General features: G+C 71.5%; 15 protein-coding genes, 1 tRNA gene, 1 pseudogene and 1 riboswitch. Of the genes and pseudogenes, 4 read left to right on the forward strand and 13 right to left on the reverse strand.

What is annotated here, in order from left to right; genetic code table 11:
* Positions 1 to 38: 38 nt before the first annotated feature.
* Together ACZ6ZR_RS37560 and ACZ6ZR_RS37565 are read right to left on the reverse strand one after the other, a co-directional pair.
* Positions 39 to 926 (reverse strand): Bax inhibitor-1/YccA family protein, encoded by an 888-nt coding sequence (locus ACZ6ZR_RS37560; RefSeq protein WP_465650353.1) that lies wholly within the window; start codon positions 924 to 926, stop codon positions 39 to 41.
* A 121-nt stretch (positions 927 to 1047) separates the two neighbouring features.
* Positions 1048 to 1131: transfer RNA gene (locus ACZ6ZR_RS37565), tRNA-Leu, on the reverse strand.
* Positions 1132 to 1473: 342 nt separating this feature from the next.
* On the opposite strand from ACZ6ZR_RS37565, the gene ACZ6ZR_RS37570 reads away from it, so the two are divergent.
* Both ACZ6ZR_RS37570 and ACZ6ZR_RS37575 read left to right on the forward strand, forming a co-directional pair.
* Positions 1474 to 2244: an ABC transporter ATP-binding protein gene (locus ACZ6ZR_RS37570; protein WP_465650378.1), complete on the forward strand. Its 771-nt coding sequence runs from the start codon at positions 1474 to 1476 to the stop codon at positions 2242 to 2244.
* Positions 2245 to 2303: 59 nt separating this feature from the next.
* Positions 2304 to 4859, forward strand: a complete 2556-nt coding sequence (locus ACZ6ZR_RS37575) for an ABC transporter permease (RefSeq protein WP_465650355.1) — start codon at positions 2304 to 2306, stop codon at positions 4857 to 4859.
* Positions 4860 to 5051: 192 nt separating this feature from the next.
* On the opposite strand, the gene ACZ6ZR_RS37580 is transcribed toward ACZ6ZR_RS37575, so the two are convergent.
* The 7 genes and pseudogenes from ACZ6ZR_RS37580 to ACZ6ZR_RS37610 all read right to left on the reverse strand — a co-directional run bounded on the left by ACZ6ZR_RS37580 (position 5052) and on the right by ACZ6ZR_RS37610 (position 12850).
* Positions 5052 to 6425 (reverse strand): NAD(P)/FAD-dependent oxidoreductase, encoded by a 1374-nt coding sequence (locus ACZ6ZR_RS37580; protein ID WP_465650357.1) that lies wholly within the window; start codon positions 6423 to 6425, stop codon positions 5052 to 5054.
* Positions 6426 to 6832: 407 nt separating this feature from the next.
* A complete protein-coding gene (locus ACZ6ZR_RS37585; protein ID WP_465650358.1) occupies positions 6833 to 7771 on the reverse strand; it encodes a Ppx/GppA phosphatase family protein in 939 nt (312 codons plus the stop codon).
* A 152-nt stretch (positions 7772 to 7923) separates the two neighbouring features.
* A pseudogene (locus ACZ6ZR_RS37590) lies at positions 7924 to 8424 on the reverse strand (DUF501 domain-containing protein); the annotation flags it as partial.
* A 16-nt stretch (positions 8425 to 8440) separates the two neighbouring features.
* Positions 8441 to 8845 carry an FtsB family cell division protein gene (locus ACZ6ZR_RS37595; RefSeq protein WP_465650360.1) on the reverse strand — a complete coding sequence of 135 codons (405 nt, stop codon included), beginning with the start codon at positions 8843 to 8845 and terminating at the stop codon, positions 8441 to 8443.
* A 121-nt stretch (positions 8846 to 8966) separates the two neighbouring features.
* On the reverse strand, positions 8967 to 10253 hold the full coding sequence (gene eno, locus ACZ6ZR_RS37600; RefSeq protein ID WP_465650362.1) for a phosphopyruvate hydratase: 1287 nt from the start codon (positions 10251 to 10253) through the stop codon (positions 8967 to 8969).
* A 195-nt stretch (positions 10254 to 10448) separates the two neighbouring features.
* Entirely contained in the window at positions 10449 to 11219 is a 771-nt protein-coding gene (locus tag ACZ6ZR_RS37605) for a transglycosylase family protein (RefSeq protein ID WP_465650363.1), read from the reverse strand.
* Between the two features lie 5 nt (positions 11220 to 11224).
* A riboswitch (cyclic di-AMP (ydaO/yuaA leader) is annotated at positions 11225 to 11376 on the reverse strand.
* Positions 11377 to 11602: 226 nt separating this feature from the next.
* The gene (locus ACZ6ZR_RS37610; protein ID WP_465650365.1) at positions 11603 to 12850 is read right to left on the reverse strand and encodes a cytochrome P450 family protein; all 1248 of its coding nucleotides are present in this window, start codon (positions 12848 to 12850) and stop codon (positions 11603 to 11605) included.
* Positions 12851 to 13207: 357 nt separating this feature from the next.
* Here ACZ6ZR_RS37610 and ACZ6ZR_RS37615 point away from each other — a divergent pair, with 357 nt between their 5' ends.
* Positions 13208 to 13603 (forward strand): SDR family NAD(P)-dependent oxidoreductase, encoded by a 396-nt coding sequence (locus ACZ6ZR_RS37615; protein WP_465650367.1) that lies wholly within the window; start codon positions 13208 to 13210, stop codon positions 13601 to 13603.
* 18 nt (positions 13604 to 13621) lie between these two features.
* Here ACZ6ZR_RS37615 and ACZ6ZR_RS37620 read toward each other — a convergent pair whose 3' ends face one another.
* The 4 genes from ACZ6ZR_RS37620 to mfd form a co-directional block, all read right to left on the reverse strand.
* Positions 13622 to 14608 (reverse strand): nucleoside triphosphate pyrophosphohydrolase, encoded by a 987-nt coding sequence (locus ACZ6ZR_RS37620; protein WP_465650369.1) that lies wholly within the window; start codon positions 14606 to 14608, stop codon positions 13622 to 13624.
* 17 nt (positions 14609 to 14625) lie between these two features.
* The gene (locus tag ACZ6ZR_RS37625; protein WP_465650371.1) at positions 14626 to 15237 is read right to left on the reverse strand and encodes a SurA N-terminal domain-containing protein; all 612 of its coding nucleotides are present in this window, start codon (positions 15235 to 15237) and stop codon (positions 14626 to 14628) included.
* A 148-nt stretch (positions 15238 to 15385) separates the two neighbouring features.
* Entirely contained in the window at positions 15386 to 15814 is a 429-nt protein-coding gene (locus ACZ6ZR_RS37630) for a hypothetical protein (protein WP_465650373.1), read from the reverse strand.
* 221 nt (positions 15815 to 16035) lie between these two features.
* The gene (gene mfd / locus ACZ6ZR_RS37635) at positions 16036 to 19674 is read right to left on the reverse strand and encodes a transcription-repair coupling factor (protein WP_465650374.1); all 3639 of its coding nucleotides are present in this window, start codon (positions 19672 to 19674) and stop codon (positions 16036 to 16038) included.
* Between the two features lie 541 nt (positions 19675 to 20215).
* Here mfd and ACZ6ZR_RS37640 point away from each other — a divergent pair.
* The gene (locus ACZ6ZR_RS37640) at positions 20216 to 21520 is read left to right on the forward strand and encodes a nucleotide sugar dehydrogenase (RefSeq protein WP_465650376.1); all 1305 of its coding nucleotides are present in this window, start codon (positions 20216 to 20218) and stop codon (positions 21518 to 21520) included.
* Positions 21521 to 21548: the final 28 nt, after the last annotated feature.

Genomic DNA, 21548 nt, shown 5'->3' on the forward strand with positions numbered 1-21548 from the left:
GTCCAACCGGGGCGGGCCTCAGGCGGATTGACCGGGGGTCAGTCGTCGCCGCGGAGGATGGCGATCAGGCGCAGCATCTCCAGGTAGATCCAGACCAGCGAGAGGGTGAGGCCGAAGGCGGCCCGCCAGGCCTCCTTCTCCGGGGCGCCGCCCTGGATGCCCGCCTCGATCTCGGCGAAGTCCAGGGAGAGGAAGAAGGCGCCGATGCCGATGCCGAGGATGCCCACCAGGATGCCCAGCGGGCCCGAGCGCAGGCCCATGTCGGCGCCGAACATCGAGGCCACCACGTTGACCAGCATCAGCAGCACGAAGCCCATGGCGATCGCGATGCCGATCCGGGTGTAGCGCGGGGTGACCCGGATCCGGCCGGACTTGTAGGCGATCAGCATCGCCGCGAAGACGGCCGCGGTGCCGAGCACCGCCTGCACCACGATGCCCGAGAACATGACCTCGAAGGCGTGGCTGATGGCGCCGAGGAAGAAGCCCTCCAGGGCGGCGTAGGTGACGATCAGCGCGGGGCTGACGCTCCGCTTGAAGCTGATCACCATGCCGACCACGAAGGCGGCGAGCGCGGCGCCGATGGCGGGGCCGAAGGAGGTGGCGGGCAGCACGAACCAGGCGACGGCACCGGCCGCGACCAGGGTCAGCAGCGTGATCGCGGTGCGGGCGACCACGTCGTCCATGGTCATCCGGCCGGTCTGCAGCGGGCCGGCCGAGGGGGCCTGGTACATCTGCACCAGCTGCTCGTCGGTCAGCTGACCGGGCTGCGGCTGGGCGTAGGGGTTGTTGCCGTAGGGGTTGGTGCCGTACGGGTTCCCGCCCTGCGGCGCCCCGGCCTGGGGCTGCTGGGCCGTGTTGAATCCCGCGTATCCGGAGTCGCGGGTGAAGGACCCCTCCCGCGAGAAGACCGGGTTGCTGCTTCTCATGTCATTCCCTCCGGGGCGGCGTGGTGCCACCCGCACCCTGACAGGGTAATGCCTTGGCAAAGGAATGAGCCTCAACCGCGAGGATGATCTCGCACACGCGCACCGGCGCTGCGCGGAGTCTTGGTGCCCGGGGCCGGACTCGAACCGGCACGGCCTACGGCCAAGCAGTTTTAAGCTGCCCGTGTCTGCGTTCCACCACCCGGGCGGGACCTCTCCGCCCCTCGTACGGGGTTCGCCCCTGAGACTAGTCGCCCGCAGCACCCTTGCGCACACTCTCAGGTAGGCAATTTGTCATGTTTCCTTGACATCTGACGAATCGTCGGGAAATCGGCCACGGTCCGGCGCGATCCGGCCACGTCCTCCGACTCGGGGTCGGTGTCATACCGCAGGAGGAGACGTCCGCGCCCCGCCTACGCCCAGCGGCGGTGGACCCAACCGTTCCGGGGGGCGACGGATTCCATGATCGTCCATTGGAGGATGGGATAGCGGTCGGGCCCCGCGTCCGGCCTCCCACGACCCCCTCACGTCCGCAAGGAGTTCCCCCGTGATCACCAAGCCCGCGTACGCCGCACACACCGGCCAGGCGGCCGCCCGCGCCACCGGCCTCAACAAGGTCTACGGCGAGGGCGAGACCAGGGTGGTCGCGCTGGACAACGTCAGCGTCGTGTTCCCGCAGGGCCAGTTCACCGCCATCATGGGCCCCTCGGGCTCCGGCAAGTCCACGCTCATGCACTGCATGGCCGGGCTGGACACGGTGAGCTCCGGCTCCTCCACCATCGGGGACACCGAGCTGGTCGGCCTCAAGGACAAGCAGCTCACCAAGCTCCGCCGGGACAAGATCGGCTTCGTCTTCCAGGCCTTCAACCTGCTGCCGACGCTGACCGCGCTGGAGAACATCACGCTGCCGATGGACATCGCCGGCCGCAAGGTCGACCAGCCGTGGCTGGACCGCGTGGTGGACACGGTCGGCCTCTCCGGCCGCCTCTCGCACCGCCCCTCGCAGCTCTCCGGCGGCCAGCAGCAGCGGGTGGCCTGCGCCCGCGCGCTGGCCAGCAAGCCGGACATCGTCTTCGCCGACGAGCCGACCGGGAACCTCGACTCCCGCTCCGGCGCCGAGATCCTCTCCTTCCTGCGCAACTCGGTGCGCGAGCTCGGGCAGACGGTCGTGATGGTCACCCACGACCCGGTCGCCGCCTCCTACGCGGACCGGGTGGTCTTCCTGGCCGACGGCCGGATCGTGGACGAGCTCACCGAGCCGACCGCCGACACCGTGCTGGACCGGATGCGCCGCTTCGACGCCAAGGGCCGGACGAGCTGACGGCCTGACGCCCCGTCACCGCCCGCCCTCCCGCTCCGACTCCCCCAGGACGACATCCGATGTTCCGCACCGCACTGCGCAACGTGGCGGCCCACAAGGGCCGGCTGCTCATGACGGTCCTCGCCGTCATGCTCGGCACCGCCTTCGTGGCCGGCACCATGGTCTTCTCCGACACGCTCGGCAAGGCCATGACCAACAGCTACTCCAAGAGCTACTCCGACATCTCGGTCCAGGTCACCGACAGCTCGGCCTCCGCCTACGCCCGCGCCTCCGAGAAGAGCGGCGGCGACGCCGAGCTCACCAAGGCCACCGCCGACCAGCTGGCCGCCCTCCCGGGCGTGGACCGGGTCCGCGGCGTGGCGGCCGGCTTCACCGCCGTGGCCGACAAGAAGGGCGACCTGATCGGCCAGGCGTACAACGCCTACGGCGCCAACTGGGTGCCGGCCGCCGACGGCAAGGACCCGCGCTACCCGATGGCCGAGGGCCAGGGCCCCAGGAAGGCCGGCGAGGTCGCCCTGGACCGCGCCAGCGCCGACAAGGCCGGGTACAGGGTCGGCGACACCATCCGGGTGGCGGGCAACGGCCCGGCCCAGGACGTGAAGCTGACGGGGATCTTCACCACCGACGACCCGCAGATCACCTCGGGCGCCACCCTCACCCTCTTCGACACCGCCACCGCGCAGCAGTTCCTGCTCTCGCCCGGCCGGTTCTCCGCCATCGACGTCCAGGGCAGGCCCGGCACCTCGCAGACCGCGCTGCAGGAGGCGGTGATCGCCAAGCTCCCCAAGGAGGGCGCGATCACCGCGAAGACCGGTGACCAGCTGACGGCCGATCAGACCAAGATGGTCGAGGAGGGCACCAGCGGCATGAAGACGATGCTGCTGGCCTTCGCCGGCATCTCGCTCTTCGTCGGCATCTTCATCATCGCCAACACCTTCACCATGCTGATCGCCCAGCGCACCAAGGAGCTGGCCCTGCTCCGCGCCATCGGCGCGGCCCGCGGCCAGGTCACCCGCTCGGTGCTGGCCGAGGCCCTGCTGATCGGCGTCACCGCCTCGGTGGCGGGCCTGGTCACCGGCATCGGGATCGGTGCCGCGATGCAGGCCGGGATGGCGAAGCTGGCCGAGGGCATGCCGACCGGTCCGCTGGTGATCGCCCCGGCCACCGTGATCACCGCGCTGGTGACCGGTGTGCTGGTGACCGTGGTCTCCGCGCTGCTGCCGGCGATCCGGGCCTCCCGGATCGCCCCGGTCGCGGCGATGGCCAGCGGTGACGCCCCGGCGACCCAGAAGAGCCTGATCGTCCGGAACGTCATCGGCTCGGTGCTCACCGCGGCCGGCTTCGCGATGATCCTCGGCGGTGCCTCCAAGGGCGGCGAGACCGGCCGCTACGTCATCATGGGCGGCGCCCCGGTCGCGATGATCGGCATCTTCGTCCTGCTGCCGCTGCTCTCCCGCCCGGTGATCGCACTGGTCGGCCCGCTGCTGGCCGCCGTGGCCGGCACCCCCGGCAAGCTGGCCCGGCGCAACGCGGTGCGCAACCCGCGCCGCACCGCCACCACCGCCGCCGCGCTCACCATCGGCCTCACCCTGGTGACCGCCATGACGGTGATGGGCGCCTCGGTCAGCGGCGCGGTGGACCGGATCGTCACCAAGGGCGTGGTGGCCGACTACAAGGTCTCCAGCGCCAACCGCATGAGCCTCTCCCCCGAGCTGGCCGAGAAGGTCGCCAAGGCCCCCGGCGTGACCGCCTCCAGCGCGCTCACCAACGCGTACTGGGACCTGGACGGCAAGGACGCGGCGGTCTCCGGCGTGAACCCGAAGACGCTGCCGAAGCTGCTCGACCTGACCGTGGACGCCGGCTCCGCCGACGCCCTGGCCAAGGGTCAGGTACTGGTCGAGGCCGAGACCGCCAAGAAGCGCGGCCTGACGGTCGGTTCGACCCTCAAGGCCGACTTCATGGACGGCTCCGGCGGCACCCTGACGGTCGGCGGCGTCTACCAGTCGCTCGACCTGCTCTCCCCCTTCGTGGTCGCCGACTCGGTGATGGCCCCGCACGCCAAGGACGCCGACATCCGGGACATCCTGGTGAAGGGCGCCGACGGCGCCACCGCCGCGCTGGCCAAGTCCGTCAAGGAGGCCACCGGCAACAACCCGGTGATCGAGGTCAAGACCCAGGAGCAGATGAAGGAGGAGTTCAACCAGATCATCTCCTTCGCGCTCAACATGATGTACGGCCTGCTGGCCATGTCGGTGCTGGTCGCCGTCCTCGGCGTGGTGAACACGCTGGCGATGTCGGTGTTCGAGCGGAAGCGGGAGATCGGAATGCTGCGGGCGATCGGCCTGGACCGCCGGGGCATCAAGCGGATGGTCCACCTGGAGTCGGTGGTGATCTCGCTCTTCGGCGCCGTCACCGGTGTGCTGCTCGGCTCCTTCCTGGCCTGGGCGGTCAACTCCACCCTGGACTCCAGCATCCCGGGCCTGGTCACCGAGCTGCCCTACGGCCAGCTGCTGCTCTTCCTGCTGATGGCCGGTCTGGTCGGCCTGGTGGCCGCCCTGTGGCCCGCCCGGCGGGCGTCCAAGCTGGACATCCTGACCAGCATCAAGACCGACTGACGCCCCCTCAGGAGCACGCGGAAGGCCCCCCACCGGGAGATTCGGTGGGGGGCCTTCTGCGGTACCAACTGCTGTACTCCGCCCGGTTCACGCAACCGGCTGAGCACCACGGAGGTCGTGGTCCGGCGACGTTGCCGGGCGGAGAGCCTCCGACTCATACCCCGGGGGCGGTGAACTCCCGGGGCCAGTCGCTCACTTGCTGGCCAGCTCCTTGGCGGGCGCAGCGGCGGGGGCCGGAACGGCCGCCTTCGGCGCGGGGCCGGTGGCCTCCTGGAACGCCTCGAACGGCTTCTCCATCTGGGCCAGGCCGACGGTCTCGCGCTTGAGGAACATCGCCAGCGTCCAGTCGGTGAAGACCCGGATCTTGCGGTTCATGGTCGGGACCATCGCGCCGTGGTAGCCGCGGTGGAACCACCAGGCCAGCCGGCCCTTGAGCTTGACCTTGCCGAAGAGGATGGCCACGCCCTTGTGCAGGCCGAGGCCGGCCACCGCGCCGAGGTTCTTGTGCTTGTACTCGGCCTGCGGGAAGCCGCGCATGCCCGAGATGACGTTGTCGCCGAGGACGGCGGCCTGACGGACGGCGTGCTGCGCGTTCGGCGGGCACCAGGCGCCCTCGCCGGCGGCGAGGTCAGGCACCTGGGCGTTGTCGCCGGCGGCCCAGACGTAGTCGAAGCCGGTGACCTGGAGGGTCGGCGCGGCGTCCACGTGGCCGCGCGGGCCGAGCGGGAGGCCGAACTGCGACAGCACCGGGTTCGGCTTGACGCCCGCGGTCCACACGATGGTGGAGGCGTCCATCTCCATGCCGTTCTTCAGCACCACGTGCTGGTCGACGCAGGAGTCCATCGAGGTCTCGATGTAGACCTCGATGTTGCGCTCCTCGAGCTTCTCCTTGGTCCACAGACCGAGGTCCGGGCCCATCTCGGGGAGGATGCGGTTGGCCGCCTCGACGACGATGAAGCGCATGTCGTCGCGGCTGACGGTGCGGTAGATCTTGGCGGCGTCGCGCGCCATGTCCTCGATCTCCGCGATGGTCTCGATGCCGGCGAAGCCGCCGCCGATGACCACGAAGGTGAGGGCCTTGCGGCGGATCGCCTCGTCCGTGGTGGACTCGGCGCGGTCCAGCTGGGCCATCACGTGGTTGCGGAGGCTGATGGCCTCCTCCACGGTCTTCATGCCGATGCCGTGCTCGGCCAGACCCGGGATCGGGAAGGTGCGCGAGACCGAGCCGGTGGCGACGACCAGGTAGTCGAACGACAGCTCGTAGGAGTCGCCCGCTGCGGGCTGGATGGTGGCGACCTTGCGGGCGTGGTCCACACCGGTGACAGCACCGGTGAGCACCTCCGCCTTCTTGAGGGCGCTGCGCAGCGGCGCGACGAGGTTGCGGGGCGCGACGTTGCCGCCGGCCGCCTCGGGAAGGAAGGGCAGGTACGTCATGTACGACCGCGGGTCGACGACCGTGACGGTCGCTTCGCCGTAGCGCATCTTCTTGAGAATGCGCATCGCGGCATACAGGCCGACGTAACCACCGCCGACGATGAGGATGCGAGGACGCTCCGTGGTGCTCATATCCGAAAGTATCCACCCCCGTTCGGGGGCACCTTCGTGAGGCCCGTCACAAGCCTCTGGACACCACCTGCTACACTGCGCGGCCACACTTCCGGCCCGACCTGCCCGTGCCACCCCGGTCGAACACACCCGGCCGGACGTGCGGCCTCTGATCAGCAACGATCCTCAACCAGGGCCAGTTCCCGCCCCGTTGTTTCGAATCCATTACCCGATCTGACGTACACCTTCGAAGCATCGAACGACCCTTCGGGGAGACCTTCGGTCCCGCATATCGGACACTCCGGGCGCCCCAGTGCGACGAATGACCGAATCTCCATGTGAAGAAATTCACGAAGGTTCTCGCGACACCCCGTGCAGCAGGCGGCCCCGGGTGCCACAGCGGGCATCCGGGGCCGTTCGCGGGGGCGTCAGGAGACCAGGCTCCAGGCGACGCCGTCCAGGATGTCGTGCTCGCTGACCACCAGTTCGGCGGCCCCGGTCCGCTCCATGATCTCCAGCAGCACCAGCGCCCCGGCGCCGATCACGTCCACCCGGCCCGGGTGCATGACCGGGATCGCGGCCCGCTCCGCGTGGTCCATGGCCAGCAGCCGGCGGGCGGTCTCGCGGACCTGCCCGACCGTCAGCCGGGCGTGGTGGATCCGGGCCGAGTCGTACTCCGGCAGGTCCAGCGCGATGCCCGCCACCGTGGTCACGGTGCCCGCCAGGCCGACCAGGGTGGCCGCCGTGGTCAGCGGCACCACCTCGGCGGCCCGGTCCAGCGCGGCCTCCACGTCGGCCTTCGCCCGGGCGATCCGCTCCTCGGACGGCACCGCGGCGCCGCCCTCGAAGTGACGCTCGGTCAGCCGGACGCAGCCGATGTCCACCGAGCGGGCCGCCTCGACGTCCGCGCCGCCCAGAACGAACTCGGTGGAGCCGCCGCCGAGGTCGAACACCAGGTACGGGGACGGGAACTGACCACCGGTCAGCTCCTTGGTGGCGCCGGTGAAGGAGAGCCGGGCCTCCTCCTCGCCGCTCACCACGGTCGGCTCCACGCCCAGGATCTCCTTGACCCCGGCCACGTACTCGGCGCTGTTCTCGGCGTCCCGGGAGGCGCTGGTGGCCACGAACCGCAGCCGGTCCGGGCCGACCCCGTGCTCGGCCAGCACGGCGGCGTACTCGCGGCAGGCGGCGAAGGTGCGCTCCAGCGCCTCGGGGGCGAGGCGGCCGGTGCGGTCCACGCCCTGGCCCAGCCGGTTGATCACCATCCGGCGGTCCAGGTCGGTGATCTCGCCCGTCTCCGGGTCGAGGTCGGCCACCAGCAGCCGGATCGAGTTGGTGCCGCAGTCGATGGCACCCACCCTGGTCATGCTCACTCGGACTCCCCCTGCTCGGCCTCGGCGGCGGCCTTCTTGGCGGCCCGCTCGGCGGTCAGCTGCTCCTTGGCGGCGATCACGGCCTCGTGGTCGTGGTCCTTCGCCCGGTTCCTCAGTACTCGGCCACCGGCCGCCTCGACCTCCTCCGGGGAGACGCAGGGGCCCTTGGCCCACCACTCCTCCAACATGCCGATGGCCTCGTCGCCGAGCGGGTTGACGCCCTCCCCGGCGGCCAGCGAGTGGCCGACCAGCACGTGCAGGCACTTCACCCGGTCCGGCATGCCGCCGGCGCTCGGGAAGCCCTCCAGCACCTCGATGGCGTCCCGGCGCGCGATGTAGTCCTCGTGCGCCTTCTGGTACGCGGCCGCCAGCTCCGGGTCCTCGGCCAGCCGGGCGGTCTGCTCCTTCATCACGCCGTCCGCCTCCAGGGTGCCGATCAGCGAGGCGGCCTTGGGGCAGGTCAGGTAGTAGAGGGTCGGGAACGGCGTGCCGTCGGGCAGCCGGGGCGCGGTCTCCACCACGTCCGGGTTGCCGCACGGGCAGCGGTGGGCCACACCGCGGAGGCCGCGCGGCACCCGGCCGAGCTGGGCCGCGATGGCGGCGACGTCCTGGTCGGAAACCTCGGGAACGGAGGGGGTGTCAGTCATCGGGTCTGTGCTGCCTCTAGCGTTGGGCGGTGGGGGTGTCGGCCTGGTCGACGGAGTCCCAGACGCTGGCGTACCAGGGCTGGGCGGCCTTGGCCTGCGGAGCTGACGCACCGTCGGCCGAGGAGGACTTGGTGGCCGGCGGGGCCGGGTCCACCGAGATGAACGGGGTCTCGCCGGGCATCGCGTAGTGCAGCCGCTGACGGGCCTGGGCCTTCACGAACTCCGGGTCCTGCCAGCGCGCCTTCTCCCGGCTGAGCTTCTCCACCTCGGCCCTGGCGTGCTCGGCCTTGGCGCGCTGGGCGTTGATCTCGGAGCGCTGCGCGATGTACTGCCGGGTGGGGTAGGCGAGGATCGCCACCAGCGAGCAGAGGACCAGCACCAGCACGGTGGCGCGGCTGGTGAAGCGCGGTCGCGCCGCCAAGCCCGGAATCTTCCACATCGCCGGTACCCCTCCGTCCACATGCCGGTGCCCCGGCCCTCCACCCTACGGGGTGGGAGCCGGGGCACCGTTCACAGCCGGCCGAGTGTCAGCCCCGGGTCGCTCAGGCCTCGGAGCGGAACCGCGGGAACGCGCCGCGGCCCGCGTACTCGGCGGCGTCGTCGAGGATCTCCTCGATGCGCAGCAGCTGGTTGTACTTGGCGACGCGCTCGGAGCGGGCCGGGGCGCCGGTCTTGATCTGGCCGCAGTTGGTGGCGACGGCGAGGTCGGCGATGGTGACGTCCTCGGTCTCGCCGGAGCGGTGCGACATCATGCAGCGGTAGCCGTTGCGCTGGGCCAGCTCGACGGCGTCCAGGGTCTCGGTCAGCGAGCCGATCTGGTTCACCTTCACCAGCAGCGCGTTGGCGGTGCCGGTCTCGATGCCACGGGCCAGGCGGGCCGGGTTGGTGACGAACAGGTCGTCGCCGACGAGCTGGACCTTGTCGCCCAGCTGGTCGGTCATCGCCTTCCAGCCGTCCCAGTCGGACTCGTCCAGCGGGTCCTCGATGGAGACCAGCGGGTACGCGGCGACCAGCTCGGCGTAGTAGTCGATGAGCTCGGCGGAGGTGAGCGCCTTGCCCTCGAACTGGTAGGCGCCGTCCTTGTAGAACTCGGAGGCGGCCACGTCGAGCGCGAGCGCGACGTCCTTGCCCGGGGTGTAGCCGGCCTTCTTGATGGCCTCGACGATGAGGTCGAGGGCCTCACGGTTGGAGTCGAGGTTCGGCGCGAAGCCGCCCTCGTCGCCCAGACCGGTGGAGAGACCGCGCTCCTTCAGCACGCCCTTGAGCGTGTGGTAGACCTCGACGCCCCAGCGGACGGCCTCGGAGAAGGACTCCGCACCGATCGGGGCGATCATGAACTCCTGGATGTCGACGTTGGAGTCGGCGTGCGACCCACCGTTGACGATGTTCATCATCGGGACGGGCAGGACGTGCGCGTTCGGGCCACCGAGGTAGCGGAACAGCGGCAGGTCGCTGGCCTCGGAGGCGGCGTGCGCCACGGCGAGCGAGACGCCGAGGATGGCGTTGGCGCCGAGCGAGGACTTGTCCGGGGTGGCGTCCAGGTCGAGCATGGCCTGGTCGATGAGGCGCTGCTCGGTGGCGTCGTAGCCGACGAGCTCCGGGCCGATCTGCTCGATGACGGCCAGGACGGCCTTCTCGACGCCCTTGCCGAAGTAGCGGTTCTTGTCACCGTCGCGAAGCTCAAGCGCCTCGAAGGCGCCGGTGGAGGCACCCGACGGGACGGCGGCGCGGCCGGTGCTGCCGTCGTCCAGGCCGACCTCGACCTCGACCGTGGGGTTGCCACGGGAGTCGAGGATCTCGCGGGCTACGACGACATCAATGGACGGCACGAGGCATCTCCTTGCGGAAGCGGGGACGTGTAGTCGTTACGACCAGAGCCTAACCGCACCCGGGCCCGGGACCACGCTGACCTCGGTCCCGTCTCACCTCGTGGCCTTCCTACCCACCGGTAGTCCACCCGGGGCGAGCACGGCGGGGCCGCACCGGATCACGGTGCGGCCCCGCCGGGATGACGGTGCGTCGGATCAGCCGAGCTGGAGGACCTGGCCCGGGAAGATCAGGTCGGGGTCGCCGCCCACGACCGACTTGTTGCCCTGGTAGACCTGCTGCCAGTCCAGGCCCTTGGCGGCGGCGATGCCGGACAGGGTGTCACCGGACTGCACGGTGTAGTTGCCGGTGGCCTGGGTCTTCGGGGCGGCGTGCTTCGGGGTGCTCACCGTCGGCGCGGCGGCCTTCGGGGTCGCGACCTTCGGCGCCGGCTTGCTGGTCTCGACGGCCTTGGGCGCGGCCTTCGTGGTCTTCGGGGACTCCGTCTTCGGCGCCGCGGCCTTCGGGGTCTCGGTCTTCGGCGCGGCCGAGCGGGTCTCCGAACGGGAGGCCTTGGCCTCGGAGTTGGTGTCGACCTGGGCGGCGGCGCCGCCCTTGGTCAGGCCCGCCTTGACGGAGCAGACCGGCCAGGCGCCGGGGCCCTGGGAGGCGAGCACCTTCTCGGCGATCGCGATCTGCTGGCCCTTGCTGGCCTGGTTGGCCTGCGCCGCGTACGCCTTGCCGCCGAAGCCGGCCCAGGTGCTGGAGGTGAACTGCAGGCCGCCGTAGAAGCCGTTGCCGGTGTTGATCGACCAGTCGCCGCCGCTCTCGCACGCGGCGACCTTGTCCCAGGTGGAGACCGGGGCGGCCTGGGCGCCGGTGGCGGCCATCAGCGGCAGGGCGAGGCCGACGCCGGCCACGCCCGCGACGGCGATGGCCTTCTCGGCCTGGGTACGACGACGATGACGGCCCGAACCAGTGAACAGCATGAAGAAATCCCTCTCCGCACGCCTGCGAGGTGAGCTGTCGGGTTCGGACCGGGAGGTGGCCCGGCCGCCGTGAGGCGGCTTCACCCCAAGCCGTGGGGGGACGGCGACGTACGTGTGGGTCCCCCGCCCCTGCCCAAGGGTCTGGTCGGTGTCCCGGCGGCGCGGCGGGCAGGATTCGGCGTTCCGCGCACGGGGTCCGCAGCTGCGGACTGCAGGGAGGGTAAGCAGATCAGCTGACCGATCACAAGCTCATGTCGAACACATCACACCGAAATCACGCTGCGCTGTGGGTCGTCCACAAACCGTACTTCTGTGGCCGGATTGATGTGTATTCAGATCACGGTCGATCAGATATGACCGACACGCCGTCAGACAACGGGTGTTCAGCCTTCCGGGGTGAAGCCCACCGGCAACTCCCGCAGCCCGCGCATGATCAGGCCGCCGCGCCAGCGCAGGTCAGCGGGCTCGGCGGCGAGTTGCAGGTCGGGCAGCCGGGTGAGCAGGGTGCCGAGCGCGAGTTGGCCCTCCAGGCGGGCCAGTGGGGCGCCGATGCAGTAGTGGATGCCGTGGCCGAAACCCAGGTGCGGATTGTCCTGCCGCGCCAGGTCCAGGGTGTTCTCGGCCGAGAATCTGGCCGGATCGCGGTCGGCCGCGGCCAGCACCACCAACACCGGGTCCCCCACCGGGATGTCCACCCCGCCGATGGTCAGCGGGCTGGTGGCGAACCGCCAGGTGGCGAGCTCCACCGGGCCGTCGTAGCGCAGCAGTTCCTCCACCGCCGTCTCCAACAGGGCGCTCTCGCCCCGGCGCAGCGACGCCTGGAGCAGCTCCCGCTGCTCCGGGTTGCGCAGCAGCGCGTAGGTGCCGTTGCCGATCAGGTTGATGGTCGTCTCGAAGCCGGCGAACAGCAGGATGAAGGCCATCGCGGCGGCCTCGTTCTCCGTCAGGTGCTCGCCGTGGTCACTGGCCCGGATCAGTCCGGAGATCAGGTCCTCGCCGAGGTCGGCCCGCTTGCGGTGGATCAGCTCCAGCAGGTAGTTGCGGATCTTCTTCACCGCCCGGCCCACCCCGCCGCGCTGGCCGCCGTGGTGACGGATCATCGCCCCGGCCCAGTCCCGCAGGTCGTCCTGGTCCTCCGGCGGCACGCCGAGCAGGTCGCAGATCGCGTAGATCGGGAGCGGGAAGGCGAACTCGTGGATCAGGTCGGCCTCGCCGCGGGCCGCGAAGCCGTCGATCAGGCGGTCGGTCAGCTCCTGCACCCGGGGCTGGAACTCGGCCACCCGGCGCGGGGTGAAGGCCTTGGAGACCAGGCGGCGCAGCCGGGTGTGGTCCGGCGGGTCGATGTTCAGCAGATGGGTCATCAGGTCGGCCTGCCGCTCCCCCGGGATGCCGACCCGGCCGGTGCGGTGGGCCTGTTCGCTGTGGTGCGCCGGGTTCTTGGAGAGCCGGGCGTCGGCCAACGCCTGCCGGGCGTCCGCGTACCTGGTGACCAGCCAGGCGTCCACCCCGCTGGGCAGGGTGGTGCGGTGCACCGGGGCGTGCTCGCGCAGCCAGGCGTACGCGGGGTACGGGTCGGCGGCGAACTCCCAGGTGAAGAGGGCGGGCTGGGTCGGGGCAGGGCTTTCCGGCATGTCGTGAACGGTAACCCGGCGGATGGGGTCTCCCCCGGCAGGGCTTGCCCCATGAGGAGCGTCGTTCAGGGCCCCTCCTGCCCGATGGCGGGCAAGGAGGGCGCGTGCTCTCGGCGTGCCGGGGAAAGGCCCTCGTAGCGGAGCTACTTGGGTCTTTTCCCGGTGCGGCGAGAGTGCGTGCCGGGCGGCGCGACGGGGCAAGCTCTGCCGGGGGAGACCTCAGGAGTGAGCCTGGTCACCTGACGGGTATTAGACCTTGCGGAGAATCGGCCCGTGCTTACGATCCTCCGATACGGACTTGGAGGGACGCCGGTGCGGCGCGTCCCTGCCGGGCGCGGCTCAAGGAGGAGCAGTCCCATGCGAGTAACCGGGGCAGTGGTGGTCATCGCGGTACTGGACGGCGGTTCGGGTGCCGGGCTGGCCCGGCGGTTCGCCGCCGCCGGGGCGGCCGGCCTGTTGATCGCCGACCAGCGGCCCGGGGTGGCCGAGGACCTGGCCACCGAGCTGGACCGGCCGGGCTGCCCGGTGGTCGGCGTGGGCGCCGACGTCCGGCAGCCCTCCGACGTGGCCGCGCTGGTCTCCACCGCGGCCAAGCACCTCGGCCCGATCGACCTGTTCTGCGTCTGCGGCCCGGGTGCCGAACGCATCCTGACGCTGGCCGAACTCCCGGACCACCTCGGCCCGCTGGCCGAGCTGATGGCCCAGGTCGGCGACGCGATCGGCGAGGTCGTCACGCCCGCCGTCGCCGCCTGAGCCCTCCCGGCAACAGCGCTACTCCGCCGCCCTGACCTCGTCCCGGTAGGCACGGGTGGTGGCGCGCAGCGCCTGGTCGATGTCCAGGTCCTCGTCGTAGGCCCGCTGGGCGAGGGCCAGCAGCACCCTGCCCAGGCTCTCCTGGTCGAGCGCGGCGGGGAGTTCGTACGGGGCGTCCGGGACGGCGGTGAAGCCGGCCCGGCGGACCCGGGAGACCAGCTTGGCCGCGTACGCCAGCGCGGGCAGCCCGGCGGGGACGCCGTCCAGGATCGAGTCGCGCTGCTTCTCGGCGGCCTTGAGCTGCTCCCAGTTGGCCTCCACCTCGGCCGCGCCGGCCGCCTCCACGTCGCCGAAGACGTGCGGGTGACGGTACATCAGCTTCTCGACGATGTCCCCGGCCACGTCGTCCACCGTGAACGGGTCCTCCGGGTGCTCCTCGGCGATCCGGGAGTGGAAGAGGACCTGGAGCAGCACGTCGCCGAGCTCCTCGCGCAGGGTGACCCGGTCCCCGTCCTCGATCGCCTCGACCAGCTCGAAGGCCTCCTCCACCAGGTACTTCACCAGCGAGGCGTGGGTCTGCTCGGCGTCCCAGGGGCAGCCGCCCGGGGAGCGGAGCCGGTCCATCACCGAGACCAGGTCGAGCAGCCGGGCACCGGGCAGGTCGTAGGAGCCGGGCAGCAGCTCGATCTCGGGCACCTCCCCGGCCCGCTCGACCGCGATCCGGGCCAGCGCGTCGGTGAGCCCCGGGTCCCCGTCCGGGCTGCCGAGCCAGAGGGTCGTGCCCTCCTGCCCCTCGGTCAGCAGCCGGGCCAGCGCGGGCGCGGTGGAACGCTCGACCAGTTCCACCGTGACGCCGGCCTGCCGGACGGCCGGGAGTTGCGGGTGGGCCGGGTCCCCGGCCAGCACCCGGGCCGCCCCGCGCAGCGCCTCCCAGGCGGGCCAGGAGAGCAGGCCGGGGGCGACCCGGTGGGTGGTGGTGAGCAGGATCAGCTTCGGAGTGTCCACACCCCGAACCTACCCGCTCAGGCGGTGGCGGCGGGCTGCCTGATCCAGTCCGCGGGGGCCGTCACCAGGCCGATCTGCTGGACGTCCCAGCTGCCGTAGCGCGGGTTGACCTCGATCTTCAGCTCGGCCCCGGCAGCGGTCAGCGCGGTACGGATCGCCGCGTCGCCCTCGGCCGTGCGGGGGTCCTTGCCGGCGGCCAGCTTCTGGATGCCCAGCTGCTGCCGGTAGAAGGCGTCCACCCCGTCGGCCGGGACGTTCTGCCGCACCAGCAGCTCCCGCGCCAGCTCGGCCTCGCCGCCCATCATCCTGGCCTGGTTCTCCTTGGCCTCGGCGATCTCCCCGTCGGTGACCGTCAGTTGACGGTCCAGCAGGGCCTGCGCCACCACCCGGTCCAGCACCAGGTCGACCACCGTCCGGCGGACCAGCCCGGCCCGCTCGGCCTGCTGGCCGCCGGTCTCGGCCGCGACCCCCTTGCGCACCTCCCCGACCCGGGCCTCCACGGCCGCGATGCTGATCTTCTCCCCGCCGACCACGGCCGCCGAGCCCTGGTGGGGCGGCTGGCTGCCGCAGGCCGCCAGGGCGGCTCCGGCGAGCAGGACTCCGGCGGTGGTGCGGAGGTGGCGGATCACGTGGGGCCTCCCGGGAGTTGTGGGGCGCGCGTGGTTCTGCTGACGGTGCACCAGTCTCACGGCCCGGGGGCGTTTGGCCAAGGGTGCCGACGTCCCCGGAAGGCTGGTGTCGCGCCGGACCCGGGATTGTCGGACCCGGCCGGTCCGCTCACCCGGCTGCCGGAGGTCCCCCGTACTGCGGCGGGTACGGCGGCTGCTGGTACGGGACCGCGGGCGGCGGGTACCAGGCGGCCGGAACCGGGGCCGCGCGGTACCACTGCCGCTGGGTGTCCATCACCAGGAAGTGCACCGGGGCGCCGAACCAGAGCGCGAGCAGGGCGAGCCCACCGACCAGGTCGAGCCCGCTGGCGGTGTCCGGGTCCGGGTCGGTCAGCCCGACCGTGACGTAGACCAGCAGCTGGAGCAGCCCGGCCACCACCGCCCCGACCACGTCCCCCGCCCGCTTGCGCCGCAGCGCCAGCACCAAGGACGGCGCCATGCCCAGCAGTCCGAACGACAGCAGCGGCACCAGGACGAGCAGCACCTTCCCCCCGGCCCCGAACGGGCCCGCGTTGGTGCCGTACTGCTGACCAGCCATGGGTACTCCCGTACGAGCGCCGCCAAAACCCCCGCCACACCGTACCGCCCCCGGAGAGCCCCGCAGGGGCCATCAGGGGCGCGAGGAACTGCGCGAGGCGGAAGGGGCCGGCTCGTGTGCCGGGTACGGAGATCCACTGGCAAGTGAGCGTCCGTACCCGGCACACGGGTCTGATTCTTCCGCCGCGCGCAGTTCCCCGCGCCCCTTACGGGTGTGACCAATTACCGTGAGCCGGCCAGGTCGTCGAACATCGTCGAGAGGAACTCCCGGCTCCAGGCCAGCAGTTCGCGGCCGACCAGCGGCTTGCCGCCGATCCTCCCGGTGGACGGCCGCGGCACCAGGAGCTGCTGCGCCGTCGCCTTCACCTGGCTGCGCGGGTAGAGCCGGTTCAGCCGCAGCTGCTGCGACTCCCGCAGCTCGACCGGCCCGAAGCGGACGAACTGGCCCTGCAGGGTGATGTCACCGATGCCGCAGCGCCGCGCGTACAGCCGCAGGGCGGCCACCAGCAGCAGGTTCTCCACCGGCTCCGGCAGCTTGCCGTAACGGTCCGTCAGCTCCTCGCGGACCTGGACGATGTCCTCCTCGGAGTTGACCGCCGCGATCGAGCGGTAGGCCTGCAGCCGCAGCCGCTCGCCCGGTGCGTACTCGTGCGGCACGTGGGCGTCGACCGGCAGCTCGATCTTGACCTCCAGCGGCTCCTCCTCCGGCTCCGCCCCGCCGCCGGCCAGCGAGTCGCGGAACTCGGCCACCGCCTCGCCGACCATCCGCATGTAGAGGTCGAAGCCGACACCGGCGATGTGGCCGGACTGCTCGCCGCCGAGCAGGTTGCCCGCGCCGCGGATCTCCAGGTCCTTCATGGCGACGTACATGCCGGCGCCCATCTCGGTGTGCTGGGCGATGGTGGCCAGGCGCTCGTGGGCGGTCTCGGTGAGCGGCTTCTCCGGCGGGTAGAGCATGTAGGCGTAGCCGCGCTCGCGGCCACGGCCGACCCGGCCCCGCAGCTGGTGGAGCTGGGAGAGGCCGAAGGTGTCGCCGCGCTCCACGATCAGGGTGTTGGCGTTGGAGATGTCGATGCCCGACTCCACGATGGTGGTGGAGACCAGCACGTCGAACTCCTTCTCCCAGAAGTCGACCACCACCTTCTCCAGCTGGGTCTCGCCCATCTGCCCGTGCGCGGTGGCGACCCGGGCCTCCGGCACCAGCTCCTTGATCCGGGCGGCTGCCTTGTCGATCGACTCGACCCGGTTGTGGATGTAGAACACCTGGCCCTCGCGCAGGAGTTCACGCCGGATGGCGGCCGAGATCTGCTTCTCGTCGTACGGGCCGACGAAGGTCAGCACCGGGTGACGCTCCTCCGGCGGGGTGGTGATGGTGGACATCTCCCGGATGCCGGTGACGGCCATCTCCAGGGTGCGCGGGATCGGGGTGGCGGACATGGTGAGCACGTCCACGTTGGCCCGCAGCTTCTTCAGCTGCTCCTTGTGCTCGACGCCGAAGCGCTGCTCCTCGTCGACGATGACCAGGCCGAGGTCCTTGAACTTGGTCTCGTTGGAGAACAGCCGGTGGGTACCGATCACCACGTCGACCGAGCCCTCGAAGAGCCCCTCCAGCACGGCCTTGGCCTCGCCGTCGCTCTGGAACCGGGACAGCGCCTTCACGTTGACCGGGAAGTTGGCGTACCGCTCGGCGAAGGTCGAGAAGTGCTGCTGCACCAGCAGCGTGGTCGGCACCAGCACCGCCACCTGCTTGCCGTCCTGGACCGCCTTGAAGGCGGCCCGGACGGCGATCTCGGTCTTGCCGTAGCCGACGTCGCCGCAGATCAGCCGGTCCATCGGGACCGACTTCTCCATGTCCGACTTCACCTCGGCGATGGTGGTCAGCTGGTCCGGCGTCTCCGCGTACGGGAAGGCGTCCTCCAGCTCGCGCTGCCACGGGGTGTCCGGGCCGAAGGTGTGGCCGGGGGCCGCCATCCGGGCCGAGTAGAGCTTGATCAGGTCGGCGGCGATCTCCTTGACCGCCTTCTTGGCCCGCTGCTTGGTCTTCGCCCAGTCCGCGCCGCCGAGCCGGTGCAGGGTGGGCGCCTCGCCGCCGACGTACTTGGTGACCTGGTCGAGCTGGTCGGTCGGCACGAACAGCCGGTCGCCGGGGTGGCCCCGCTTGGCGGGGGCGTACTCCAGCACCAGGTACTCGCGGGTGGCGCCCTGGACGGTGCGCTGCACCATCTCCACGTACCGGCCGACGCCGTGCGCCTCGTGCACCACGTAGTCGCCGGCGGCCAGGGCCAGCGGGTCGATCGCGTTGCGGCGGCGGGAGGGCATCCGGCGCATGTCCTTGGTGGAGGACTTCTGGCCGGAGAGGTCGGTCTCGGTGATGACGGTGAGCTTGAGGTTCTCGTCGACGAAGCCGTGCTCGATCGAGCCGCAGGAGACGTAGACGACGTCCCGGGTCGGCGCCCCGTCCAGGTCGGCCACCAGCCGGGCCGGGATGCCCTCGCCGGACAGCACCTCGGCCAGGCGGGAGGCCGGGCCGTGGCCCTCGGTCACCATGACGACCCGCCAGTCGGCGTTCAGCCGCTCCTTGGCGTCGGCGATGGCGCGGGCGGTGTCGCCCCGGTACGCCTCGACGGCGTGCATCCCGAGGGTGAGGGTGTTGGCGTCGAACTCGAGGATCTCGGTCACCGAGGAGTCGCTGGTGGCGAAGGGACTGACGGACCACCAGGGCAGCCCGATCTCCGCCGCGTGCTCGCGGACGTCGGCCAGCGACCAGAGCGAGGCGGCGGATACATCGATCATCTCGATGTCGATCGGCCGGTCACCGCCGCTCGCCGCCGCCACCCAGGAGGCGTGCAGGAACTCCTGGCTGGTCGCCACCAGGTCGGCCGCCCGGGTGCGGACCCGCTCCGGGTCGCAGACCACCGCGACCGAGCCCTGCGGGAGCACGTCCAGCAGCAGCTCCATGTCGTCCACCAGCACCGGGGCCAGCGACTCCATGCCCTCGACCGCGATGCCCTGCGCGATCTTGTCCAGGATCTCGGCCAACTCCGGGTGCTGCTCGGCCAGTTCGGCCGCCCGCAGCTTGACCTGGTCGGTCAGCAGCAGCTCGCGGCAGGGCGGCGCCCAGAGGCCGTGCTCGGCGATCTCCAGCGAGCGCTGGTCGGCGATCTTGAAGAAGCGGATCTCCTCGACCTCGTCGCCCCAGAACTCGACCCGGAGCGGGTGCTCCTCGGTCGGGGGGAAGACGTCCAGGATGCCGCCGCGGACTGCGAACTCGCCGCGCTTCTCGACCAGTTCGACCCGGGAGTAGGCGGCCGCCGCCAGCTTGCGGGCGATCTCCCCGAGGTCGTGCTGCTCGCCGCGCAGGAGCGCCACCGGCTCCAGTTCGGCCAGCCCCTTCACCTGTGGCTGGAGCACCGAACGGACCGGCGCCACCACCACCTGCACCGGCCCGGCCGCCGGGTCTCCCCCAGCCTCCGGCTGGGAGGTGTCCCCTCCGCGCGGGTGGACGATCCGGCGCAGCACCGCGAGCCGGCGCCCGACCGTGTCCGACCGCGGCGAGAGCCGCTCGTGCGGCAGGGTCTCCCAGGCCGGGAACTCGGCCACCGCGTCCGGCGGCAGCAGCGAACGCAGGCTGGCCGCCAGGTCCTCGGCCTCCCGGCCGGTCGCGGTCACCGCCAGCACCGGGCGCCCGCGCTTCCCGGCCGCGCCGGCCAGCGAGCGGGCCAGTGCGGCGATCGCGAACGGGCGGGCGGCGGGCGGCCCCACCAGGTCGAGGTGCTGACGCTGCCCGGCAGCGGCCGCCTCGATCGCTTCGGCGAGGGCGGCGTCGCGGACGACGACGTCGAGCAGTCCGGACAGACTCATGCTTCTCGGCTCCACGGCTGGAGTGCCCGGGCGCCGGAAAGCCCGGCCGGGCAACGCGAACGACCCGGAACGCGGAGCGCCCGGGGGTGTCCAGCCTACGCCGCCGCCCCGCCCGCCGCCGTGATCATCGGGCCCGTCGGCCACCCCGAACGGACACCCGCGCCCGCTGACAGATCACGAATTCGACATATTGCCGACACTACCCGGCCATGGTGGTCGCGCAGCATGGTGTTCGTGCCCGCCGCACCCAACCGTGGGGGATGGCTGTGGTGGGACGGACGCACCTCCGATGGGGGTCGGGAGTGCGTGGCCGGGCGGCCCTGGGTGGGGGCGCCCGTGCCCAATCGCGGGAGCCGCGGTACCCCTCAGTAGAGGGGCGCCGCGGCCCCTGGCGTTTCCGGGCCCGTCCCGCCGGGGGCTCCCTGCACCACTCCTCGACCACTTTGCCCGAACCCCGGCGCGGCCGGTCAGGGCTCCGTACCCTCTCGTGTGAAGACGGTGTGGGGACACCGTGCAACCGCAACGGAGGGGGTACATCGTCATGCGCGTGGTCATCGCGGGCCAGGGCTACGTAGGGCTGCCACTGGCCGTCCGCGCGGCGGAGGTCGGGCACCAGGTGGTCGGGTACGACGTGGACGAGCGGCGGGTCAAGCGCCTCGCGCTCGGCGAGTCCTACGTCGAGGACATCCCGGCCGAGCGGCTCCGTCCGCTGCTGGAGGACGGCAGCTACCAGCCGACCGCCGACCCGGCCGAGGTGGCGGGCTTCGACGTCGCGGTGATCACCGTGCCGACACCGCTGCGGGACGGCGTCCCGGACCTCTCCTACATCGAGTCCTCGGCCCGGCTGCTGGCGCAGCACCTGCGCCCCGGCGCCACCGTGGTCCTGGAGTCCACCACCTACCCGGGCACCACCGAGGAGCTGCTCGCCCCGCTGCTGGAGGAGGGCTCCGGTCTGACGGCCGGTCAGGACTTCCACCTCGGCTACAGCCCCGAGCGGATCGACCCGGGCAACCCGACCTGGAAGCTGGAGAACACCCCCAAGGTGGTCTCCGGCACCTCGCCCGAGGGCCTGGCCGCAGTGGACGCCTTCTACTCCGGGCTGATCGAGCGCACCGTGCCGGTCTCCTCCACCAAGGAGGCCGAGCTCACCAAGCTGCTGGAGAACACCTTCCGGCACGTCAACATCGCGCTGGTGAACGAGCTCGCGATGTTCGCGCACGACCTCGGCATCGACCTCTGGGAGGCGATCGACGCCGCCTCCACCAAGCCCTTCGGCTACCTGCGCTTCACCCCGGGGCCCGGCGTCGGCGGCCACTGCCTGCCGATCGATCCCTCCTACCTCTCCTGGCGGGTGGAGCGCGCCCTCGGCCAGTCCTTCCGCTTCGTCGAGCTGGCCAACGACGTCAACAGCCACATGCCCGACTACGTGGTCCGCCGCCTCGGCGAGGCGCTGAACGACCGTCACCGCTCGGTCCGCGGCTCCCGGGTGCTGCTGCTCGGCCTGGCGTACAAGAAGAACACCGGTGACGCCCGCGAGACCCCGGCCGCCCGGGTGGCCGAACTGCTGCTGCGGATGGGCGCCGAGGTCCGGGCCGCCGACCCGCACGTGGTCACCGGCGTGCACGTGGCCGAGCCGGTCATCCCCGGCCAGCGGGCCACCGAGCCGGAGACCCCGTTCAGCTCCGTCGTCCGGGTCGAGGCCACCCCCGAGGAGCTGGCCGCCGCCGACGCGGTGGTGCTGCTCGCCGACCACGACGACTTCGACTACGAGGCCGTCACCACCCACGCCTCGTACGTGCTGGACTGCCGGCGCCGCCTCAGCGGGCCGACGGTCGAGGTGCTCTGAACCCTTGCCCCAGCCGACGCCGGGCCCC

This window comes from Kitasatospora sp. NPDC088742, from assembly GCF_055584905.1.

Excerpts from the sequence above, each read along its gene's own strand:
- ACZ6ZR_RS37560 (WP_465650353.1), bottom strand. The coding sequence starts at position 926 with ATGAGAAGCAGCAACCCGGTCTTCTCGCGGGAGGGGTCCTTCACCCGC.
- ACZ6ZR_RS37575 (WP_465650355.1), top strand. The coding sequence starts at position 2,304 with ATGTTCCGCACCGCACTGCGCAACGTGGCGGCCCACAAGGGCCGGCTG.
- ACZ6ZR_RS37580 (WP_465650357.1), bottom strand. The coding sequence starts at position 6,425 with ATGAGCACCACGGAGCGTCCTCGCATCCTCATCGTCGGCGGTGGTTAC.
- ACZ6ZR_RS37585 (WP_465650358.1), bottom strand. The coding sequence starts at position 7,771 with ATGACCAGGGTGGGTGCCATCGACTGCGGCACCAACTCGATCCGGCTG.
- ACZ6ZR_RS37605 (WP_465650363.1), bottom strand. The coding sequence starts at position 11,219 with ATGCTGTTCACTGGTTCGGGCCGTCATCGTCGTCGTACCCAGGCCGAG.
- ACZ6ZR_RS37610 (WP_465650365.1), bottom strand. The coding sequence starts at position 12,850 with ATGCCGGAAAGCCCTGCCCCGACCCAGCCCGCCCTCTTCACCTGGGAG.
- ACZ6ZR_RS37615 (WP_465650367.1), top strand. The coding sequence starts at position 13,208 with ATGCGAGTAACCGGGGCAGTGGTGGTCATCGCGGTACTGGACGGCGGT.
- ACZ6ZR_RS37630 (WP_465650373.1), bottom strand. The coding sequence starts at position 15,814 with ATGGCTGGTCAGCAGTACGGCACCAACGCGGGCCCGTTCGGGGCCGGG.
- mfd (WP_465650374.1), bottom strand. The coding sequence starts at position 19,674 with ATGAGTCTGTCCGGACTGCTCGACGTCGTCGTCCGCGACGCCGCCCTC.
- ACZ6ZR_RS37640 (WP_465650376.1), top strand. The coding sequence starts at position 20,216 with ATGCGCGTGGTCATCGCGGGCCAGGGCTACGTAGGGCTGCCACTGGCC.